This window comes from Nonomuraea sp. JJY05 (assembly GCF_043496855.1).
Classification (GTDB): Bacteria; Actinomycetota; Actinomycetes; order Streptosporangiales; family Streptosporangiaceae; genus Nonomuraea.
Window position 1 is genome coordinate 14282 of the sequence record NZ_JBIEIS010000070.1, and the last position, 20673, is coordinate 34954.

The 20673-nt window shown below is 72.5% G+C and carries 16 protein-coding genes; 7 read left to right on the forward strand and 9 right to left on the reverse strand.

Features of this window, described 5'->3' with window-relative positions; genetic code table 11:
- Positions 1-19 precede the first annotated feature (19 nt).
- On the forward strand, positions 20-547 hold the full coding sequence (locus ACFKCF_RS57175) for a hypothetical protein (protein ID WP_394505340.1): 528 nt from the start codon (positions 20-22) through the stop codon (positions 545-547).
- 151 nt (positions 548-698) lie between these two features.
- Here the strand turns inward: ACFKCF_RS57175 and ACFKCF_RS57180 are convergent, their stop codons facing one another.
- Together ACFKCF_RS57180 and ACFKCF_RS57185 are read right to left on the reverse strand one after the other, a co-directional pair.
- Positions 699-2021: an aspartyl protease family protein gene (locus tag ACFKCF_RS57180; protein ID WP_394505342.1), complete on the reverse strand. Its 1323-nt coding sequence runs from the start codon at positions 2019-2021 to the stop codon at positions 699-701.
- A 539-nt stretch (positions 2022-2560) separates the two neighbouring features.
- Positions 2561-3436, reverse strand: a complete 876-nt coding sequence (locus ACFKCF_RS57185; protein WP_394505344.1) for a winged helix-turn-helix transcriptional regulator — start codon at positions 3434-3436, stop codon at positions 2561-2563.
- Between the two features lie 54 nt (positions 3437-3490).
- Here ACFKCF_RS57185 and ACFKCF_RS57190 point away from each other — a divergent pair, with 54 nt between their 5' ends.
- Positions 3491-4798 (forward strand): MFS transporter, encoded by a 1308-nt coding sequence (locus ACFKCF_RS57190; RefSeq protein ID WP_394505345.1) that lies wholly within the window; start codon positions 3491-3493, stop codon positions 4796-4798.
- Between the two features lie 228 nt (positions 4799-5026).
- Here ACFKCF_RS57190 and ACFKCF_RS57195 read toward each other — a convergent pair whose 3' ends face one another.
- The 6 genes from ACFKCF_RS57195 to ACFKCF_RS57220 all read right to left on the reverse strand — a co-directional run bounded on the left by ACFKCF_RS57195 (position 5027) and on the right by ACFKCF_RS57220 (position 11806).
- Positions 5027-5962, reverse strand: coding sequence for an LLM class flavin-dependent oxidoreductase (locus ACFKCF_RS57195; protein ID WP_394505347.1), 936 nt, complete (start codon positions 5960-5962; stop codon positions 5027-5029).
- A gap of 9 nt (positions 5963-5971) precedes the next feature.
- On the reverse strand, positions 5972-7075 hold the full coding sequence (locus ACFKCF_RS57200) for an NAD(P)/FAD-dependent oxidoreductase (protein WP_394505349.1): 1104 nt from the start codon (positions 7073-7075) through the stop codon (positions 5972-5974).
- An 88-nt stretch (positions 7076-7163) separates the two neighbouring features.
- Positions 7164-7637, reverse strand: a complete 474-nt coding sequence (locus ACFKCF_RS57205) for a MarR family winged helix-turn-helix transcriptional regulator (protein ID WP_394505351.1) — start codon at positions 7635-7637, stop codon at positions 7164-7166.
- Positions 7638-7699: 62 nt separating this feature from the next.
- Entirely contained in the window at positions 7700-9592 is a 1893-nt protein-coding gene (locus ACFKCF_RS57210; RefSeq protein WP_394505353.1) for a DUF2264 domain-containing protein, read from the reverse strand.
- A 76-nt stretch (positions 9593-9668) separates the two neighbouring features.
- Positions 9669-10682 carry a LacI family DNA-binding transcriptional regulator gene (locus tag ACFKCF_RS57215; RefSeq protein ID WP_394505354.1) on the reverse strand — a complete coding sequence of 338 codons (1014 nt, stop codon included), beginning with the start codon at positions 10680-10682 and terminating at the stop codon, positions 9669-9671.
- Between the two features lie 110 nt (positions 10683-10792).
- Complete coding sequence (locus ACFKCF_RS57220) at positions 10793-11806, reverse strand: LacI family DNA-binding transcriptional regulator (protein ID WP_394505356.1); 1014 nt, start codon at positions 11804-11806, stop codon at positions 10793-10795.
- 233 nt (positions 11807-12039) lie between these two features.
- Between ACFKCF_RS57220 and ACFKCF_RS57225 the strand changes: the two genes are divergently transcribed.
- Genes ACFKCF_RS57225 through ACFKCF_RS57245 form a run of 5 tightly spaced genes read left to right on the forward strand, consistent with a single transcriptional unit; the run spans position 12040 to position 17991 of the window.
- The gene (locus ACFKCF_RS57225) at positions 12040-13113 is read left to right on the forward strand and encodes a sugar ABC transporter substrate-binding protein (protein ID WP_394505358.1); all 1074 of its coding nucleotides are present in this window, start codon (positions 12040-12042) and stop codon (positions 13111-13113) included.
- 1 nt (position 13114) lies between these two features.
- Positions 13115-14620, forward strand: a complete 1506-nt coding sequence (locus ACFKCF_RS57230; protein WP_394505359.1) for a sugar ABC transporter ATP-binding protein — start codon at positions 13115-13117, stop codon at positions 14618-14620.
- Positions 14613-15602, forward strand: coding sequence for an ABC transporter permease (locus ACFKCF_RS57235; RefSeq protein ID WP_394505361.1), 990 nt, complete (start codon positions 14613-14615; stop codon positions 15600-15602). Before ACFKCF_RS57230 ends, ACFKCF_RS57235 begins: the two co-directional genes overlap by 8 nt.
- The gene (locus ACFKCF_RS57240) at positions 15602-17344 is read left to right on the forward strand and encodes a CocE/NonD family hydrolase (RefSeq protein WP_394505363.1); all 1743 of its coding nucleotides are present in this window, start codon (positions 15602-15604) and stop codon (positions 17342-17344) included. The genes ACFKCF_RS57235 and ACFKCF_RS57240 overlap by 1 nt, the downstream gene beginning before the upstream one ends.
- Entirely contained in the window at positions 17341-17991 is a 651-nt protein-coding gene (locus ACFKCF_RS57245) for a GNAT family N-acetyltransferase (RefSeq protein ID WP_394505364.1), read from the forward strand. Before ACFKCF_RS57240 ends, ACFKCF_RS57245 begins: the two co-directional genes overlap by 4 nt.
- Here ACFKCF_RS57245 and ACFKCF_RS57250 read toward each other — a convergent pair.
- Complete coding sequence (locus ACFKCF_RS57250) at positions 17968-20613, reverse strand: LuxR C-terminal-related transcriptional regulator (RefSeq protein ID WP_394505366.1); 2646 nt, start codon at positions 20611-20613, stop codon at positions 17968-17970. The two genes, ACFKCF_RS57245 and ACFKCF_RS57250, sit on opposite strands and share 24 nt — an antisense overlap.
- Positions 20614-20673: the final 60 nt, after the last annotated feature.

The following is a 20673-nucleotide window of genomic DNA, read 5'->3' on the forward strand; positions in this document are numbered from 1 at the left end:
AATGAACGTCATGCAACGTATGACTGGATTGCTAGTCGGCGCGGTCTTCGGCGCGGTCTTCGTCGTCGTCAACGCGCAGAGTCCGCTGAACACCTTGACCGTGAACCTCCTGCGCGCGGTCGCCTGCCTGGCGGCCGCGAGCGTGGTCGCCATGTGGTTCGTCGCGGCCCGAAGACAGCACACCGGCGACGGCCCGCGGCCGAACATGTTCGGCCGCGGCTATCTGATCGTCGTCGCCGCCGAGGCGCTCCTGCTCTTCGGCGGGCTCCGGGTGCTGGCCGCCTGGGGGCTTCCAGCGCAGGCCAACGTGGCCTGGGTCGCGTTCGTGGTCGGCGTGCACTTCATCGCCCTGGCGCCGATCTGGAAGGACCGGGGCATCGCCGTACCCGGTGCGGTCCTCACCCTGCTCGGCGTCGCCGGCCTGCTCCTGGCCCCGACGGGCGCGGTCGCCTGGGTGCCGCTCGTCAGCGGCGTGCTGTCCGGGGCGGCACTCCTGACCGGCGCCGTCACTTTCGGCTGGCGCACGGTGGCAGCGCGAACGGCCTAGTACTCGAGTGGCCTTTCGCTCATGGTGGCCATCCGCGCTGGTAGTGACGGCGCCGGGCGAGGGGGTGAGGGCCTCTGGTCCGCCGCACCCCCTCGCCGGTAGAAGCCGGCAGTTCCAGGTAGCTCCTATGACGCCCGTGCGGTCACGGTGATCAGGTGGCCGCGCCGCGGGCGATGTAGAGGTTCATGTCGGTGAAGTCGACGGTGATGTTGTAGGGCTTCCAGAAGCAGTGGGAAAACCAGCCCATCGCGTCGAACCCTGTCCCATAGGGCCAGGGCACGTTGACCGGCTGGTTGGGGTTCGTGTAGCAGTAGACCTCCTTGGCGGCGGCGCTGCCGAGGCGGATCTCCTTCGGGTAGCAGGGGTAGACGACGGCCGGATGGCTGCTGCCGAAGGTGCCGATCTCGCGGTCGTAGTCGCTGCGGACCCCCAGCTGCTCGGCCGTCGGCCCGCGCAGGCCCGCGGCGATCTCGCTGGTTCCGCCGAAGTTCACGCCCACCACCCCTGTGCGGGAGCCGGTGGCGCCGGTGAAGCTGCCCGTGCTGTGCAGGTATTGCTCACGCGCCAGCCACATTGGAAGGGGCTGTACGCCCGCCGATCTGGCGGTGGCTCGTGCCTTCCTGGCCGTTTCGGGAGTTCTGCGGCGCAGGATCAGTTGCCGGCCCGCGTAGTCGAAGGTGGTCAGCAGGTGGTAGAAGACCCACGTGCCGATCAGGCCGTCGCTGTCGGTGCCGACGTCCTCACCCGACTCCGTTGACGACCAGCCCACCGGGACGTTGCGTAGTTCGATGCCGCCCAGCTTGATGGAGTCCAGTATCCCGTAGTGCGCCCAGATGACGCTGTCCTCGTAGTCGATCTTCTGGCTGGCGACGGGGCTCAGCCCGGCCTCCTTGGCCACCGACGCGCGCATGCTCAGGTTCGGGGCGCCGGTGTAGAACATGAAGCGCTTGGTCGGTCCACCGTTGACTGAGGCCTCCACCAGCGGAATCGGGTCCATCTGCTTGATCGGCAGCCGCGCGAGGTCGCCGTGGATCTGGTACCCCTCGCCGCTGACTGCCGCGAACCACTTGGCGTAGCTGTCCTCGCCGGCCGCCTTCCAGTGGGGTGCGGACAGGGTCAGTTTGTCCTGCCGGATGTAGCAGTCGGCCAGGAAGGAGTGGGTGTTCTTGTCATCGGGCGCCAGCTGGAGGGCCAGCTTGAGGTATTTTTCGGCGTCGGGGAACTGGTTGGCCAGCAGCCCGACATAGCCGCGCTGGCGGGCCGCGTGCAGGTTCTTGGGGTCCTTCTTCAGGATCTCCTCATAGGCGCGGCCGGCCTGTTCGAACTTGCCGGCCTTGAACAGCGCGTCCGCGTCTCCGCTGCCGGCCAGCGCCGGGGCCGCCTCGCCCAGCAGCGGCGCGGCCGCGGCGGCACCGGCCAGCACGGCGGCGCCCCGAAACAGCGAACGCCGGTCCCATTTCCCGTCATCTGCCACGCCTTCTCCTTCTCTGATCGCCTTCGTCGTAATGTCGTGTCCCAGCGGACGGTCACAGCAGCTCCGGCCGGCTCGTCCCGCCCTGCTTGACGAGGGCCGGGCGCCGCAGCCACCCGGGGCCACCTGGGCCGCACCGCGTCGTCCCGACGCGGGCGGCCGGATCGCCGCACAGCACGCTCCGTGAATCGCCCGCCGGCCGACCCCGTCCACTGTCGACCGGCCGTATCCCCGCCTCGTTCGCGCGGTGTCATGGTTGTGTCACACCTGCCTCGGCCACGACACCGCGTCCGCATGCCCGCACAGTCCGCCAGAAGTGGTTGTCCGCGGAGGACCCATTCCGTAGGCCGCGGCGCAACGCGCGGAGGGAGCGCTGCCGGCCGGCGCGGTCGCCATGCCGGCGGTGGCCGCCGGGCGGCGCGAGGGCTACCGGCGTTCGTCGAGCGATCCGGCCGTTACCGGGAGCAGCGGCTCGGACCGGACAGGCAACGCAGAGCCGAGCATCTCATGGGTGATGGGCGACGAACGCGCACGGATCGTTGTCACGAGCTCCGGACGAGGGCGAGCATCTCGTCCACTGAACCGGCCGGATCGCTGATCGGGAACTGCACCGCCCGGATGATCGCGTCGGGATCGACCAACAGGGTGAGGCGCTTGAAGCGGTCGACGCCGGCCGCCCGGAAGGTCGGCAGCAGCAGCCCGGCGGCGAGCTTGCTGTCCTGGTCGGACAGGAGGGGATAGGGCAAGCTCGCGTGCGTGACGAAGGCGGCCAACTGGTCGGGCCGCTGGGTGCTCACGCCTCGGATCGTGGCACCTGCCGCCTCGAAGTCGGCACACCGTGACGCGTAGGTGAGAGCCTCCAAAGTGCAACCCTTCGCCCCCGGGATGTCGGCCCAACCGGGCGGGTAGTCCTGGGTTCCCGGGGCGAAAGCGCCGGGGAAGAAGTAGAGCACAGTCCAGACGCCGCCCGGTGCGTTGGGCGCGACCGGCTCGCCGTCATGTCGTTGCAGCACGACCTCCGGCATTTTCCGGTCGACCAGCTCGTGCACGCGACGGCTCTCGGCGGACCCGTCCTGGCTGGTCGCGGTCAGCGCCCCATCGCCCATCACATGTCTGGCACCCCAATCCTGCAGGGCGATGAGCGCCGGCAGCAGGCCTTCACCCTTCGTGGTCAGCACGTAGTCGTAGCGCGGCGGGCGATCGGAATAGGGCCGCCTCTCGAGCACCCCGTGGTCGACGAGCCTGGCCAGGCGTTCGGCCAGAGCTCGACGGCTGACGCCGAGCTCACGCTGAAGGCTGTCGAAGCGGGTGGTGCCGCCGGCGATGTCGCGCACCACCAGGAACGTCCACCAGTCGCCGATCACTCCGAGCGCTTGCGCGATACCGCAGTCGGAGTCGGGCAGATCGGCGCGCTTCACGTACTCCAGTATAGTGCGTTTCATTATGGAACTTACTTGAGGAGAGGCGCTGGGATGGGAATCGACCATGGAGGTGGGGCGGGCGTCTTCTGGCGGTGGTGGGCGGCCGGCACGACCAGCGCGGCCGGCTCGGCGGTAGGCGCAGTGGCGCTGCCGCTGACGGCCTTGACGGTGCTCGACGCCTCCGCGTTCGAGATGGGTCTGATTGCCGCCGCCGGTTACGTCGCCTGGATCGTGATAGGCCTGCCTGCCGGGGTGCTGGTGCAGCGGCTCCCCATGCGAAGGGTTCAGGTCGGCGCCGACCTGGCTCGCGCGGCGGCGGTCATCTCCATTCCGCTGGCCTGGTGGCTGGACCGGCTGTCGGTCGTCCAGCTGGTGGTCGTGGCCCTCGTGATCAGCTTCGCGAACGTCATCTTCGACGTCGCCAACTCGACCTTCCTGCCGTCGATCGTGAGCAAGGAGCAGTTGCAGTCCCGTAACAGCCTGACGTCCGGCACCCACGCCACTACCCAGCTCGGCGGGCCGTCGGTCGGCGGTCTCATCGTCCAGGTGCTCGGGGCGGTGCCCACCCTCCTCGTCGACGCGGCCAGCTACCTCGTCTCGGCCCTGTTGCTGCGGACCCTGCCCGAACGCCGCGCAGAGGCCCCCGACCGATGGCCACCGATGCGCGCGATGATCCGCGAAGGCTGGCGTTTCGTCGTGCGCCACCCGGTCATGGGTCCGTGCATGTGGGCCGCCACCGCGGCGAACACGGTCTGCGGGGCACAGCACGCGCTCTACGCGCTGTATCTCGTACGCGAGCTGCACGCCGAGCCCGGCCTCGTCGGCCTGCTGCTGGCGGCGGACGGCGTCGGCACGCTGATCGGCGTGGCTTTGACGAACCAGGTCACGGCCAGGCTCGGCACCGCCCGCGCCGTGATCATCTCCGGCTTCGTCGCGGTCGCCGGGGCGCTCGTCGTTCCCCTCGGCAGCGGGTGGCAGGGCTTCGCCGCCTTCGCCGCCGGCAACATGGTGTTCGCCGCCGGCGTCGTGGTGCTCAGTGTGGTGACCCGCACGTACCGGCAGATCGCCAGCCCGCCCGACCTGCTGCCTCGGGTGATGGCCACGGTCCGCTTCGTCTCCTGGGGTGCGATCCCGATCGGCGGGTTGGTCGCCGGAGTGATCGCCGGGGTGCTCGGTGGCCGGGTCACCCTGATGATCTTTGTCGTCGCGGCCGTCTGCATACCGCTGGTCCTGCTGGCCTCACCGATCCGGCACCTGCGCGACCTCACCGACTATCGGCAGAGCGACGAATCCACCGGCCCGCCGCCGCATCTCCAGCGGCTCGCCCCTGAAGTCCAAGCGGACCCGTCCACCCCGTGAAGCCCAGGTACGCGAACTCCCGCCTGTCGGCGGGAGCCGGCCACAGGATCGAGCGGACGGTCGGATCACCGGTACCGGCTCACCACGGGAGCTCGATGGCGCTCCACGACGACGGAATCCCCGCTCAGGAGCGGCGGGGAGCCCGGCTCGTCATCCGTGGCCGCATGGCGCGGTGAGCTGCGGCATCTGGCTCGCTGTACATCGATTTGCCCCCACTGACGCGCCGCTTCACGAGGCCTTGATCGCCTCGCGCACGGCCGGGACGATCTCCCCGGCCCAGCGGCCGAGGGTGACGAGGTCGGCGGAGCCCTGATCGGCCGAGAAGAGGATGAAGCCCGACGCGTCGTGCTCCAGCACGGCCCCGGTCAGTTCCTCGACCCACTGATCGACGGAGCCGCCGATCCAGCGGCCGTCACCGTCGCGGGTGGCGGGCAGCGGCCGGTCGGTGATGCGGCCCGGGAAGTTGTAGATCGTACGGATCTCGCGTGGATCCCGGCCCACGGCCGCCGCCGCCTCGTCGATGATCGGCCGCGAGGTTCGGTAGCGCTCGCTGAGCCAGTCGGCCGCGTGGCCGGGGAGCCAGCCGTCGGCCACCCGGCCGGTGGCGGCCAGGGACTTCGCGCCGTTCGATCCCGTCCACACCGGGGCGGCGGCCACGGGAGCCGGCTCGATCCGGCGCACCTGGTAGTGGCGGCCCTCGTAGGTGACCGGCGGGCCCCCTCCCGACAGCTTTTTGACCAGGACGATCGCCTCCTCGAACGCCTCCACGGCGGCGCCCGGCGACAGCCGGGGCACGCCCATGTCGGCGATGCGGTCCCACAGCCCGCCCGCGCCCATGCCCAGCACGACGCGGCCCTGCGACAGCGCCGACAGCGACGTGACCGTCCTGGCCAGCATGGGAGCGGGGCGGGTCGGCAGGTTGGTGACGTTGACGAGGCCGGCGATGTGGCGCGTGCTCCCCAGGATGAAGCCGAGGGCGGCGTACGCGTCCAGGCGCCTGCCGATGTAGGGATGGTCCGACAGCGACAGGAGGTCGAGCCCGTCGCGGTCGGCCTGCCGGGCCATGCGCAGCAGGACCGGCGCCTCGTCGACGCTGCTGTGCGCGCCGAAGCCGAAGATGACGTCATGTCCGGACAAGGTGCTGCCTTTCCTTTCGAATTTCATGATCACGCCTCAGGCGCGGGCGGAGCCGAACTGCTCGGTGAAGCGGCCGGTGAACAGATCGGCTCCCTTGTACGCCGACACCGTCTCGGCCGGGACGACGGCCGGTCCCTCGGGCGAGGGCAGCTGGCCGACACCCCCGCGCGGCCCGAGCGGGAGCAGGATCATGGGGTGCGGCAGGGGCTGGTAGGCGGCGGTGGGCCGCTCCCCGCGCAGCTGGGCGATGATGTTGCCCGCGACCACCTCGGCGTGCTGCATCGCGTACCCGGCCATCTTGGCCTCGGGGACGTCGGTGATGTCGCCGATCGCGTAGACGTGGTCGTACCCGCGGACGTTGAGCGTCTCGGTGACCCGCACCTGTCCCTGCGGGGTGCGGGTGGTGAGCCGGCCGTCGGCGAGGTAGTCACTGTTGACGCGCACGCCGTAGGCGCGGAACCAGATGTCGGCGGTGAGCTCCTCCCCGCCGGTGGTGGTGACGGTGAAGGTCCCGGCCTGGCCGGCCCCGGTCGCCGGCGGCGCGGCCAGCTCGGTGCCCAGCCGCAGGTGGATGCCGAGCTCGTCGAGCTGGCGGTGCAGGTCCTGGCGCAGCCGCGGCTCGAATCCGGGCAGCAGCTGCTCGGCCGGGTCGACGACGGTCACGTGCTTGTGCTCCCAGACCTCCTTGATCTCCCCGGCCAGCTCCAGGCCGACCGGGCCGGCGCCCAGGATCAGCACCCGTTCGGCGCCGGCCAGCTCCTTGTGGGTCCCGCGGAGGTCGTCCAGGACCTGCTCGGTGGAGTCGGCGACGGGCTTGGCCGGGTAGGTGTAGCTGGAGCCGGTGGCCAGGACCAGGTAGTCGGCCTCGACCCGCTGCCCCGAGGCCAGGGTGACGCCGCCGGGATCCACGGAGACCGCCCGGTCGCGGATGACCGTGCCCCGGGTCAGGAACCCGCTGTAGGGGAAGAACATGTTGCTCCCCCAGTCCGGCCGGGTCACCGACCGCAGCGACCCGGCCGTGTTGAAGAACGCGTCACGGGGATCGACGAGGACGACCTCGACGTCCGCCTCGACGTCCAGCGCCTTGGCGAGCGCCGAACCCCCGTAACCGCCGCCGACCACCACCACTTTACCACTCATGATTGCACGCCCCGATCAACAAAAAAGATTGAGTTCGTGCTACGAACCATATTAGTTCGCTACACGAACTTCAACTCGAGGGGCGGCTCTACGCGTGGGCCCCCTCGCCGGGCTCCAGGAAGACCACGGGGACCTTGTTGTCCTGCACGACCCGTCCGAGCAGGTCGGCGAGGGTGTCGCGGTCGGCGTCGGGCAGGCCCGTCGTCAGGGCCTCGACCCGCCTGCAGGTCTCGGCGTAGAACTCCGTCACGAGCTCGGAGCCTTTCCTGGTCAGCGCGATCCGCAGCGCGCGCGAGTCATGAGGGTCCGGTCTGCGCCGGACCAGGCCGTTGCGCTCGGTGCGGTCCACCAGGCCGGTCAGGCTGGACTTGGCCAGCCCGAGCGTCGCGCCCAGCTCGCTCATGCCGATCGGCTGCGCCATCAGCACGCACAACAACTGCCCCTGTTGCGAGGTGAGCCCATATTCCCTGGCGGACTCGGCGTACACGGCGTTCACCAGGAACGTCGACCGCACCAGCGCGGCCACCACCCCGAGCCGGCCAGCATCATCATGCTTTTCCACGCGTTCAGGGTAACATCCAAAGACCTTACAATTCGCAGGACGAACTACCGCTCACGTGGGGCTTACGCGCCCCCCTGCCTGCGGGTTGCGGTGGGCCCTTCGACGAACTCGGGGACGGCGCCGAGGCGGACCGTGATCGGATCCCCTGCGGCCGGCCACAGGGTGACCTCGTCCCCGTTCACCCGCACCTGCGGCGCGAGCGGCTCCCGTTCGGCCGCCGTCAGCAGGACCAGGCTGACGTACACGGCGGTCCCGCCCGGGTGGGCGTCGCGGATCAGGTAGGGCGTGGCGGAGTGCGCTCCGAAGGCGTTCACGCCGTACGCGCTCGCCATGCCCGCCCCCGTGTAGCCGTGCAGGCCGCGCATCACACTGGTCAGGCCGTCGGCGCGCCGGGCCAGCGCCCAGGCGTCACCGGACCGGGCCTCGGGCGGCTGCCGGTCCGCCAGCGCGTGGCCGCCGTCGCGTACCTGGTGTCCGGCGGGCGCCGTGACCTGGTGGATCCGGATCTCGGCCGCGCCGTCGACCACGGAGGCGGTCACCACGCGGACGGGGCCGTCCTGGTGCGCCGAGGCGGCGAAGCGCTCGCCCACGGCGAGGGGTTCGATGCGGCGCCGCCGGGAGATCGCCCCTTCGGGTGAGGTGACGGCGAGTTGCCCGTCGACCGCCCGCTCGCCGATGTCGGGACCGGTGTGGCTGGTGTAGGCGAGCCGCAGGTAGTGCGGGTCCGGCGCGCCCGCGGGGTCCTGCACGCGGTCGCGGTCGCTGCCGTGGTTGACCAGCCGGACGACGCCGTCCTCGCGGGTGGCGTGCAGCAGCCAGCCCGGCGGGGGCATCGCCACGACCTGGTCAGCGAGGTCGACCGGCGCGGCCGCCTCGGCGTCCGTCCAGGCCGGGTGCTCGGGCGGCAGCAGCAGGCCGAGGAAGGCCTTGCTGGCCCAGTACGGCGAGGCGGGGCCGGAGTAGTCCTGGGTGCCGGGCGGGAACGGGTCGTACCAGCCGCAGGTGAGCAGGCCGCGCTCGTCGGGGGCGCCGCGTTCGACGAAGTGGCGCAGCACGCCGCTCGCGATCCGCCTGGTCCGCCCCGGGGGCAGGGGCGAGGCGCCGGTCAGCGCGCCCAGCCAGAGCGGCGCGACCGTGGCGAACCGGTAGATCAGCGACCGCCCCTGGTGCACCGGCCCGCCGTCGGCGGCGAACAGGTGCTGGTAGTGCTCCAGGAACCGGTGCAGGCGGTCCGCGTAGAGCCGCGCGCGGGCGGTGTCGCCGGCCATCCGCGCCCACAGCGACGGATACAGGTGCATCGCCCAGCCGGAGTAGTAGTCGAAGTTCTTGCCCTTGCCGTCGGAGTACCAGCCGTCGCCGACGTACCAGTCCTCGATCCGCTCCAGCCCGCCGGCGATCTCGCCGGGGTCGTGCGGCCCGCCCACCTCGGCCAGGAACTGCTCCACGACGACCTGGAACAGCACCCAGTTGTTGTCCGGCGTGCGCCGCCCGACGAACCCGGCCAGCCAGGCCACCACCCGTTCCTGCTGCGCCGGTGAGAGCCGGTCGTAGAGCCAGGGCCGGGTCTCGTGCAGCGCGAGCGCGATGGAGGCGGCCTCCACGAGCGGCTGCGACATGTCGGCCAGGGGCGGCCAGGCGTACGGGTGCGCCGGGTCGGTGCCGGCCACCAGCCCCGCGGCGTAGCGCTCCAGCAGGGCGGGCGGCACCTGTCCGCCCGCCCCGGCGATGCGGAAGGCCGCGAGCAGGAACGTGCGGGCGAACCCCTCCAGACCGTCACTGACGGTGCCCGACCGGCTTGCCCGCCCGGGCAGGCGGTATTGGGCGAACCCCTCCGTGGCGTACGGCACCACGGAGTCGAGCAGATGATCCGCCACGCTCTCCCAGTGGGCGCGGGTCCAGCCGGTGAACTCGGACAGGCGCGGGTCGGCGGGCGGGAGGCGCAGGGGGGATGGCATGAACCGGATACTACGGCATCCACCTGCGCCGACCCTCGACGGCGTGGGGCTCCGCGCGTAAACGGTTTAACCCGTCTCAGACGGGCAGGAGAGGGCGGACGGAGTCGCGGACGATGATGTGCGTGCCGAGCATCACGTGCCGGCTCGTCCCGGCCGCGTCGGTGTCCAGAGCCAGCCGCACGGCGGTACGGCCCAGCTCCTCGTGGGGCACGTGCACGGTGGTCAGATCGATGTCGTCGGCCGGCGGAAGGTCGTCGAAGCCGACCAGCGACACGTCGTCCGGCACCCGCAGGCCGCGCTCCCGCAACGCCGCCCGGGCTCCGGCCGCCATCAGGTCGTTGCCGGCGAAGACCGCGGTGAAGTCACGCGGCCCCGCGTCCAGCCGCTCCCGCATCATGCGGTAGCCGTCGCGCCGGTCCATCACCACGCTGTCCACCTCGAGCCCGGGATCATGCGCCACCCGGTGCGCGGCCAGCGCCGACCGGTAGCCCGCGATCCGGCTCTCCGGCGTCGTGTAACCGGCCCGCCGCCCGAGGAACAGGATCCGCCGGTGGCCGGCGGAGAGCAGGTGGCTGGTGATCGCATGGGCGCCGCCGGTGTTGTCGTACTCCACCACGATGGCCGGCACCTCCTCCCCCAGCGCCGGACGCCCGCACAGCACCAGCCGCGACCCCGCCACCGCCAGCGCCCGCGCGTAGTCCGCCATCCGCTGCCGGTAGGCGTCGTCGATCGGCATGTTGCCGACCAGGATCACCGCCTCGGCGTGCTCCTCCCGCAGCAGCCGCACCATGGCCAGCTCCCGCTCGGCGTCCCCGCCCGTGGTGCCCACGATGCACAGCCGGCCCTCGCGCACCGCCTGGTCCTGCACGCCCTGCGCCACGTGCGCGTAATGCGGGGACACCACCGAGTTCACCACGATCGCCACGCTCTTCGGCCGCGCCCCCGCCAGCCCCCGCGCGTGCGCGTTGGCCACGTAGTCGAGCTCCTGGACCGCCCGCATCACCTTGCTCCGCGTGGCGGGAGCGCTCGGGTACGAGCCCGACAGGATCCGCGACACGGTCGCCACCGACACGCCGGCGTGCTTGGCCACGTCCCGGATCGTCGAGGGACGGGGCCGACCATCCTCAGGAACGGCCCGGCGCGGCATCCATCCCCCCATCCCCGCTGTTAAAGCGGTTTAACGATATCCCACGACCACGGTCAGGCGCGTGCGCTGGAAGCCCGCACGACCAGCTCCGGCGCGAAGAGCACCTGCCGGTGCCGGTGCCGCTCCCCCTCGTCGATCTCCTCCAGCAGCAGCTCGGCCGCCACCCGGCCGAGCTCCTGGCGCGGCTGGCGGATCGAGCTGAGCGGAACGGTGGCCGCCGCCGCGTAGTCGATGTCGTCGTAGCCGATGACGGCGACGTCGTCCGGGATGCGCAGGCCGAGCGCCGACAGCCCCTGCATCACGCCGAGGGCGAGGGTGTCGTTGGCGCAGAACAGGGCGGTGGGCCGGGCGTCACCGGGCAGCGCGGCCAGCCGCTCGGCGGCGTGCCGGCCCGAGGTGAAGCTGAGCGAGGGCACCTCCACCAGCTCCAGCGCCGCCTGCCCGCCCGTCTCGGCCACCGCCGCGGCGGCGCCCTTGTGACGTTCGGCGACCTGGCTGAGCGTGCGCGGCCCGCCGACGAACGCCAGCCGCCGGTGCCCCTGGCCGAGCAGGTGCTCGGCCGCCATGCGGCCCCCGAGCACGTCGTCGGCGGCGGCCGAGCAGCGGTTGAGATACGTGGAGCGGTGGGCGAGCAGCACGACGGGCGTGCCGCGGTCGATGAGCTGCTCGAGCCGCCGGCTCTCGCCCTCCACCGGCGTGATGAGGACGCCCTGCACGCGCTGCTCCTCCAGGTGGTCGAGGTAGCGGCGCTCGCGCGGGCCGTCCTGGTCGCTGTTGCAGAGCGTGACCATCATGCCGCTGGCCTCGGCGGCGGCCTCGACGCCCTTGGCGACGTCGGTGCAGAACGGGTTGGTGACGTCGGGGACGATCAGGCCCATCGTGCGGGTGCGGCCCGAACGCAGCGCGCGGGCGGACTCGTTGCGGACGAAGCCGAGCTCGTCCATGGCGTTGAGCACCCGCAGCCGGGTGGCCGGAGCGACCGCGTGGGGCCGGTTGAGCACGTTGCTGACGGTGCCGATCGACACGCTGGCCAGCTGCGCGACCTCCTTGATGCTCGCTATCGCCACGGTCCCTCACAGCACCCGAACAGAAGCAGGATCTTGGTCGCTAGCAGGGTACTACAGCTCCATGACTTCGCTTGAAACGTAACAATGACCGCGCCTCTCACACGGGCTCCGCAACATCTTCGTGACCTCGAAACTGAACTGCAACCCTTGACGCACCTTGCGTAACAAACCTAGCCTTCCCTGCCAGGCGGTTTAAAACGTTTCATTCCCCCCGGACCGCCTGAGGAGGCAATGTGAACGGCTCATGGGAGCGTGCCGGCCGCCTGGGCGCGGTGCTCGCCGTCGTCCTGGCCGGGACTCTCGCGTGCGGCGGCGGCGGAGCCGCGGGCGCCCAGGACGAACCCGTCACCGGCGGCGGTACGACGACCGCCGCGCCCCCCACCCCGCCGCCGGGGGTGGTGGAGTTCCAGCAGGCCGAGCCGGGCAGCGGCAAGGGCCTGACCATCGGTTTCACCCAGCTCTCGCTCGCCTCCGGCTTCCCGCAGGACGTGCAGAAGAGCGTCGAGGAGCAGGCCAAGCTCGCCGGCGCCGAGCTGATCACCTGCGACTCCAAGCTGGACGCGGCCAAGGCGCTGGACTGCGCGAAGCTCTTCAAGACCCGGGGCGTCCAGGGCCTCATCACGTTCCAGGCCGACACCAACGCGGCGCCGCGCATCTGCGCCGCGGGCCCGGCGGTGCCGGTGATGGCGGTGGACATCGCCCAGAAGCCGTGCGAGACGTCGTTCGTCGGGGCGGCCAACTCCTACGCGGGCCGGCTCATCGGCTACGAGCTGGGCAAATACTTCAAGGAGAAGTTCGACTGCCAGTACGACGCGTTCATCTCGCTCGAGGCGCTGCAGGTCGGCGAGGTGAACGAGCAGCGCATGGGCGGCATCCGCGAGGGCTTCGCCGGCGTGTGCGGCGAGGTGCGCAACCTGCGCAAGCTGGACTCGGGCGGCGCCGGCGGCGACGTGGCGCAGAAGCTCATGACCGACACGCTCACCGCGCTGCCCGGCCGGCACCGCGTCATCGTCGTCGCCATCAACGAGGACAGCATCCTCGGCGCGCTCGCCGCGGCCCGCGCCCAGAACCGCACCGACGACCTCTTCCTCGGCGTCCAGAACTTCAATCCCAAGAACTGCGTCATCTACCAGCACCCCAACTGGATCGGCAGCGTCGCCTACTTCCCCGAGCGCTACGGCGAGATCCTGGTCCCGAGCCTGATCAAGGCCGTCAAGGGCGAGAAGCCGGCCGCGCAGCTCCTCGTGCCGCACGTGGTGGTCAACAAGGCCAACGTCAAGCAGCACTACCCCCAGTACGCCTGCTGACGTGGCCGGGCACCCCTTCCTCAGCGCGCGGGGCATCCGCAAGTCGTTCGGCGAGGTCGAGGTCCTGCACGGCGTGGACCTCGACGCCGCCCCCGGCTCCGTGCTGGCGCTGCTCGGCGAGAACGGCGCGGGCAAGTCCACGCTGGTCCGCATCATCGCCGGGGACCTGCGCGCGGACGCGGGACAGATCGCCCTGGACGGCACCCCCCAGGACGTCAAGGACGTCGCCGCCGCCCGCGCCCTCGGCATCAAGCTCATCTACCAGGAGATCAGCGACGCCCCGCCGCTCAGCGTGGCCGAGAACATCGTGCTCGGCGCGTGGCCGGCCCGGCGCGGCTTCGTCAAGAGCCGGGAGACCAGGGCGCGCGCCCGCGAGGTGCTGGACGCGCTCGGCGTGGACCTGCCGCTGGACGCGCCCGTGGGCGGCCTGCGGCTGGGCGAGCGGCAACTCGTCGAGATCGCCCGCGCCCTGTCCGGCCAGGGCCGCTGCCTGATCTTCGACGAGCCCACGGCGGCGCTGTCGGACGCCGAGACCGAGCGGCTCTTCGAGGTGATCGACGGCCTGCGCCGGCGCGGCGTGGCGATCCTCTACATCACCCACCGGCTGGACGAGGTGTTCCGCATCGCCGACGAGGTGTGCGTGCTGCGCGACGGCCACATCGTGCTGCACGAGAAGGTCGCCGACGTGGGCAAGGAGCCGGTCATCGAGGCGATGGTGGGCCGTTCGGTGGAGCGCCGGGACCGCGAGCGGGACCGCGCCGTCGCGGACGCGCCCCCGCTCGTCCGGCTGGAGGGCGCGTCGAGCGGCGCCGCCTTCCGCGACGTCGACCTGGGCGTGCGGCCCGCCGAGATCGTCGCCCTGTACGGCAAGGTCGGCTCGGGCGCCTCGGAGGTGGCCGAGGCCATCTTCGGCATGCACCCGGTGGAGGCCGGGTCGCTGAGCATCGCCGGCCGCCGGGTCCGCTTCCGCCACCCGGCCGACGCCATCGCGGCGGGCGTCGGCTGCCTGCCGGGCGACCGGCAGCGCGAGGCGATGTTCCGCTCCCGTTCGGTGGCCGAGAACCTGGCGGCGCCGAGCTGGCGCGGCATCGCCGCCGGGGGGTTCCTGACCCGGCGCCGCGAGGCGGTCGCCTACCGGCGCTGGCACGACAAGCTGCGCATCCGCTCCACCAGCGACCCCGACCAGCCGATCTGGACGCTGTCGGGCGGCAACCAGCAGAAGGTGGTGCTCGGCCGCTGGCTCGAACGCGGATCGCAGGTCATGGTCCTGGTCGAGCCGACCAGGGGCGTGGACGTGGGCGCCCGGCAGGAGATCTACCGGGCGGTGCGCTCCCTGGCCGAGCAGGGCAGCGCGGTGGTGGTGGCGACCTCCGACTACGAGGACGTCGTGGAGCTGGCGGACCGGGCCGTCGTCATGGTCCGGGGCAGGACCGTGGCCGAGTTCACCGGCGACGCCATCGGGGTGGAGGCCCTCACCGGGGCGGCAGGAGGAGTGATCGATGAGTGAGACGCTGACCCCGGCGGGGACGGCGACCAAGCCCGAGGCCCGGCCGAGGACCCGTCGGCGGGCCCCGGAGACGGTCGCGCTGCTCGTCTTCCTGATAGCCGAAATCATCTTTTTCTCCATCAAGTCCCCTTATTTCCTGAACTGGGATAACTGGGGGAACATCCTGACGGCGGTCTCGATCACCGGCGTGCTGGCGGCGGCGGGCACGCTGCTGCTGGTGGCCGGCCAGTTCGACCTGTCGGTGGGCTCGGGCGTGGCGTTCGTCGGAATCGTGCTGGTCGAGACCGCGCCGTCGCTCGGCATCTGGCCGGCCATCGCGCTGTCGGTGCTGGCCGGGCTCGGGATCGGGCTGCTCAACGGCTTCCTCGTCACCGTGGTCGGGGTCAACGCGCTGATCACGACGCTGGGCATGCTCGGCATCTTCCGCGGCCTGACGCTGGTCATCGGCAAGGGCCAGAGCATCTTCATCGAGGGCTTCGACTGGGCCACCGCGCGGCCGTTCCTCGGCATCCCGATGCCGGCCGTCGTGCTGGTCGTGGTGATCGCGCTGTTCTTCGTGCTCATGCACTTCACCGTCTTCGGCAGGAAGATGTACGCGATCGGCGCCAACCCGGTGGCGGCCCGGCTGGTCGGCATCCGGGTCAACCGGGTGATCTTCGCCGGGTTCCTGCTGTCCGGGGCCTGCATGGCCCTGGCCGGGCTGCTGGTCACCTCCCAGCTCGGCTCCAGCTCCGCCAACACCGGCGTGGGCCTGGAACTGGCCGTCGTCACTGCGGTCATCCTCGGCGGCACCAGCCTGTCCGGCGGCACCGGCACCATCGCCGGGACCGTGGTCGGCCTGCTCATCGTGGGCGTGCTGAGCAACGGGCTGACGCTCCTGAACGTGGACTCGTCCTGGCAGCAGGTCGCCACCGGCGTGCTGCTCATCCTGGCCGTGGCCGTGGACCGGGTGCGCCAGGCCTACCTGAGGAGGGCCGGCTGATGCAGTCCGTACGGGTCGAGCGCGGGGTCGCCGTGCCGATGCGGGACGGGACCGTGCTGCGTGCCGACGTGTGGCGCCCGGCCGAGGGCGGGCCGTGGCCGGCGCTGCTGCAGCGGCTGCCGTACGACAAGTCCTCCTCGTTCATGGCCCAGCACATCATCGGGCTGGAGCCGCTGCAGGCCGTCGAGGCCGGGTTCGCCGTCGTCATCCAGGACACGCGGGGCCGCTACAGCTCCGGGGGCGCCTTCAACCCGTACCTGGACGAGACCGAGGACGGCCTGGACACCATCGCGTGGGTACGCGCGCAGGCGTTCTGCGACGGCCGGGTCGGCATGTACGGGGCCTCCTACATTGGCGCCACGCAGCTCCTGGCGGCCAGGGCCGCGCCCGAGGGCCTGATCGCCATCGCCCCGCAGCTCACGGCCGCCGAGTACCACGACGTCTGGTCGTACTCGGGCGGCGCGCTCCAGCTCGGATTCCTGCTGCTGTGGATCGCCGAGTCGCTGGCGCCGGTGGACCTGCTGCGCCGCCCGGCCGGCGCGGAGCGCGACCGGGCGCAGGCCACGCTGCTGGAGATCCTGCGCGACCCGCACGCCGCCTACGCCCGGCTCCCGCTGGACCGCGACGAGCTGGCCGAGCTGGCGCCGTACTACCGGGAATGGCTCAGCCACCCGGCGCGGGACGTGTTCTGGCAGCTCATCGACCCCTCGACGGCGCACCGGCGGATGGACGTGGCCGGGCTGCACATCGGCGGCTGGCACGACATCTTCCTGCCGGGGACGGTGCGCACGTACACCGGCCTGCGCGCGCAGGCGCCGTCGGCGTGGGCGCGGCAGAGCCAGCACCTCGTCGTCGGCCCCTGGGCACACGGGAACCTCGGCGACTACCAGGGCGACCTGTGGTACGGCTACGGCGGCGCGTCCGCGGCGCTGGACCTGACGGCCACGCACCTGGAGTTCTTCCGCGCCGCCGCCGAGGGCCGCCCCGCCGAGCTGCCCCCGGTGAAGATCTTCGTCATGGGCGCCGACGCCTGGCGCGAGGAGTCCGGCTGGCCCCTGGCGCGCGCCCAGGAGACGCCCTTCTACCTGCGGGGCGACGGCCGGGCGAACTCGGCGGCCGGCGACGGGGGGGGGCTCGCCCGGACCCCGCCGGGGCCGGACGAGCCCGCCGACCACTTCACCGCCGACCCGGCCGACCCGGTGCCGACGGCGGGCGGGGCGACGTTCCTGCCCGGCGTGCTGTACGGGCGCAACTCCGGGCCGAAGGACCAGGCGGAGGTCGAACGGCGCCAGGACGTGCTCGTCTACACCGGCGACCCGCTGGAGTCGGACCTGGAGGTGACCGGCGAGGTGGTGATCGAGCTGCACGCCGCCTCCGGCGCCGAGGACTGCGACTGGACGGCCCGCCTGGTGGACGTCCACCCCGACGGGCGCGCGTACGGCGTGGTGGACGGGATCCTGCGCGCCCGCTACCGGCACGGCACCGATCGCGAGGTGCCCCTCACCCCCGGCGAGCCGGCGCTCTTCCGCTTCCCGCTCGGCTCGACCAGCCAGGTGTTCAGGGCGGGGCACCGGATCCGGCTGCAGGTGGCCGGCTCCAACTTCCCCCGCTTCGACCGCAACCCCCAGCAGTGGGTCCCGGTCGCGACGGCGGGGCAGCAGGACCTGCGGCCGGCCCGGCAGACCGTCTTCCACGACGCCCTGCGCCCGAGCCGCCTGCTGCTCCCGATCATCCCGTCATGACCGTCGTGACCGTCGTGACCGTCGTGACCGTCGTGACCGTCGTGACCGTCGTGACCGTCGTGACCGGCGGCGACCGGCGGCGACCGGCGGCGACCGGCGGCGACCGGCGGCGACCGGGACGCTACCCGAGCGTCGGGCCTCGTAGGCTGGCCCGCGTGGAGATCCGCGACAGAACCCCCGACGACCTCGACGCCTGCACCAAGGCCCTCGCCGAGGTCCAGGCCAGCGACCGCTACCCCGTGGACTGGCCGCGCGACCCGGCCGGCTGGCTGACGCCGGACGGCATGGTCAGGGCGTGGATAGCGGTCGAGGGTGCGGCGGTGCTCGGCCACGTGGCGCTCACCCGGGACATGGAGGTCACCCGCCTGTTCGTGGTCCCCGCCGCCCGCGGGAGCGGCCTGGCCGCCCGGCTCCTCGGCACCGTCCGCGCCGCCGTCGAAGCCCCTCTCAAGCTGGAGGTCTCCTCCGAGGGCACGGCCGCCATCGCGTTCTACGAACGGTCCGGCTGGCGCCGGGTCGGCAGCGGCCGCGCGCGCTGGCTCAACGCGGCCGGTGAGCCGGCGCTGGTGCACCACTACGTGAGCCCGCCCGCCGGATCCGGCTCAACCGGCCGGCTGCCCCGGTCAGGTGAAGAGGAGGTCGGCTAGCTCGGCCCGGCTGTTCAACCCGGTCCGCTCGTAGACCTGCACCAGCGTGTTCGCGACCGTCCGGCGGGAGAGCACCAGCCGGTCGGCGATGTCCTGGTTGCTCAGACCCGAGGCGGCCAGCTGAGCGATCTGCCGCTGCCTGGCGGTCAGCTGCGGCACGGTAAGGCCGGTCAGCGCCGGGGTGCGCGCGCCTTCGCAGCGGCGGGCCAGCCGCCACGCGCGGGTCTCGGCGGCCCGCTGCCGCCGCGGCAGCCCGTGCCGGCCGTACGCGGCCGCGGACTGGGCGGCGGCCTCGGCCGCGTGCAGCAGCATGCCGAGCGACTCGAAGGCCAGCGACACCGCGTCGAGCTCCGGGGGAGCGTCATCGGCCGCCGCGTGCCGGGCGAGGAGCGGGGCCAGGTCGCCTTCCACGGAGCCTGCCAGCCGGGCCAGCCGGTCGGCGACCAGGCCGGATGCACCGAGCCGGACCACGTCGTGCAGGGCGTACAGCTCGTACGTGGGCAGGTCACCGGCGGCGTCGGCGGTTTCGAGCGCCGCCTCGACCGCACCGGCCAGGTCACCTTCGGCCGCGAGCGCCCACGGCCGCGCCAGCCGGAAGGCGAACTCGACCTCGTGGCCCACCCGCAGCCCCAGCTCGCCGGCCAGCTCCGTGGTCGTCCGCACCGCGGCCACGTCGCCGGTGAGCGCGTACGCGTGGGCCAGCTCGGCCAGGCACAGCCCGCCGTGCAGGGTACGGCCCCGCAGCCGCACGGCGGCCTGCCGGCACAGCCGGACGGCCTCGGCGGCCCGTCCCTGGAGCCTGGCCATCCGGCCCCGCAGGGCGCCGAACGTGATCAGCGCGCGGTCCCAGCCCACGTAGTCCTCGCCGATGCGGTACCCGATGTCGGCGAACCGGCGCGCCGCGGCCAGGTCCCCGGCGAGAACGGCGGCGCCCACCCCCGTCACCGCCAGCGTGGCCGTGAGCGACGGCATCCCTTCCCGCAGGTCGCCGACGCTGCCGAGCGCCTCGTCGACGCGGGCGACGGCCTGCCTGGCGCGTCCTTCGTGGAGGAGCCGGCCTCCCTCCAGCGAGGCCAGCCCGATCTCGAACCGGGAGGTGCGCGGGGCGATCCGGCGGATCTCCGCGACCGTCCGCCCGAGCTGGTCGAACATGCCCATCGTGTACTCGATGGAGCCGCGCATCACCAGGAGGCCCTGGCGCGGCTCCGTACCGGTCATCGTGGCGTGGGCGTCCGTCAGCATGGCCCGGGCGTCGGCCTCCCGGCCAAGCCCCCAGAAGAGGTTGAGCGCGTGCACGGACACCAGATCGGCCCGCGTCATGTCGTCCGCCGGGGCGTCGGTCAGACCCGGCAGCACGGCCTCGACCTCGTCGTACCGGTCGTCGTAGAACAGCACCGACGCCAGCGCCAGGGCGGCCGTGGCCCCTCCCCCGGCCGCCAGCGCCGCTCGCCCGAGCCGGGCCGCGAGCCGCAGGTCGCGGACGCTGCGCGCGAGGTTGCACGCCTCGACGAGCGCGGCGGGGTCTCCGGCCGTCCCGCTGTCGAGCCGCCAGACCGCGACGCGGAGCGGGTCCGCGCCGGTGCGGCCGCCCACCTCGTCGGCCAGGCTCCTGAGCACCTCACGGGTACGCAGAGTGCCGCATCCGGCCCGGATCACCTCGCCGTAGAGCGGATGCGCGAGCCGTACGGCCAGCGGCTCCAGGGGCCGTAAGGCCAGCGGTTCGAGAGGCCGTACGGGCAGCGGCTCCGGGGGCCGTACGGCCAGCGGCTCCGGGAGGCGTGCGGGCAGCGGCTCCGGGGAGATCGTGACGAGCTGGCGATCCTCCAGGCGCCGCAGCGTCTCCGGCGGGGCGAGCGCGGTCAGCGCGTCCACGGGCAGCGGCTCGCCGTGGGCGACGAGCTCCAGCGCGGCCCGTTCGCCGGGGTCGACGTCGCCGATCCGGCTCTCGATCAGCTCGCGCAGCCGCGTAGTCACCGGGATCTCGCCCGACCAGTGCCACACCCCGCGCCGCTCGGCGAGCGCGCCGCCCGACTCGCCGGCCAGCACCAGCTCGCGCAGGAACAGCGCGTTGCCGTCGCTGGCCCGCCACAGCCGCCGGACCGTGGGCGCCTCGACCTGCCCGCCCAGCGCTCCGGCCAGGACCAGGCCCGCCTCCCGGAGCGTCAGCGGGGCCAGGTCCAGGCGCGGGAGCAGGTCGTCCTTCCACAGCGCCGTCACGGCGTCGGGCGCGCGTTCGCCGCTGCGCGTCGTCGCCAGCACGCGGGCCCGGCCGCCGGTCACCAGGTGGTGCACCAGCACGGCCGAGACCGGGTCCAGCAGGTGGGCGTCGTCGACCATGAGCACCAGCCGCTCGCGGTCCAGCGCGTCGGCGGCCCAGCGGATCACGTTGCCGTGCGGCGGCTGGGCGGGCAGCAGGTGCGCCATGACGCCCAGCGGGAGATCCGAGGCGGCGGCGGTGGCGAGGACCCGGGCCACGTCGCCGGTGCCGGACAACACCTCGGCCGCCAGGCGGCTCTTGCCGGCGCCCGCCGGCCCGGCCACGACGGCGCCGCCGGCCTCCACCGCCGATCGGATCGTGGCGAGCTGGGTTTCCCGACCTGCGAAGGGCCACAGATGACGCACAGAGGGATGGTACGGGCGAATATTTGAGTAGGCCATGCTCTATGCGCGACCTCGCTGGGC

What these genes read in the sequence shown, in the direction of transcription:
- ACFKCF_RS57175 (WP_394505340.1), top strand. Translation starts at nt 20, where the DNA reads ATGACTGGATTGCTAGTCGGCGCGGTCTTCGGCGCGGTCTTCGTCGTC.
- ACFKCF_RS57190 (WP_394505345.1), top strand. Translation starts at nt 3,491, where the DNA reads ATGGGAATCGACCATGGAGGTGGGGCGGGCGTCTTCTGGCGGTGGTGG.
- ACFKCF_RS57195 (WP_394505347.1), bottom strand. Translation starts at nt 5,962, where the DNA reads ATGAAATTCGAAAGGAAAGGCAGCACCTTGTCCGGACATGACGTCATC.
- ACFKCF_RS57200 (WP_394505349.1), bottom strand. Translation starts at nt 7,075, where the DNA reads ATGAGTGGTAAAGTGGTGGTGGTCGGCGGCGGTTACGGGGGTTCGGCG.
- ACFKCF_RS57210 (WP_394505353.1), bottom strand. Translation starts at nt 9,592, where the DNA reads ATGCCATCCCCCCTGCGCCTCCCGCCCGCCGACCCGCGCCTGTCCGAG.
- ACFKCF_RS57235 (WP_394505361.1), top strand. Translation starts at nt 14,613, where the DNA reads ATGAGTGAGACGCTGACCCCGGCGGGGACGGCGACCAAGCCCGAGGCC.
- ACFKCF_RS57240 (WP_394505363.1), top strand. Translation starts at nt 15,602, where the DNA reads ATGCAGTCCGTACGGGTCGAGCGCGGGGTCGCCGTGCCGATGCGGGAC.
- ACFKCF_RS57245 (WP_394505364.1), top strand. Translation starts at nt 17,341, where the DNA reads ATGACCGTCGTGACCGTCGTGACCGTCGTGACCGTCGTGACCGTCGTG.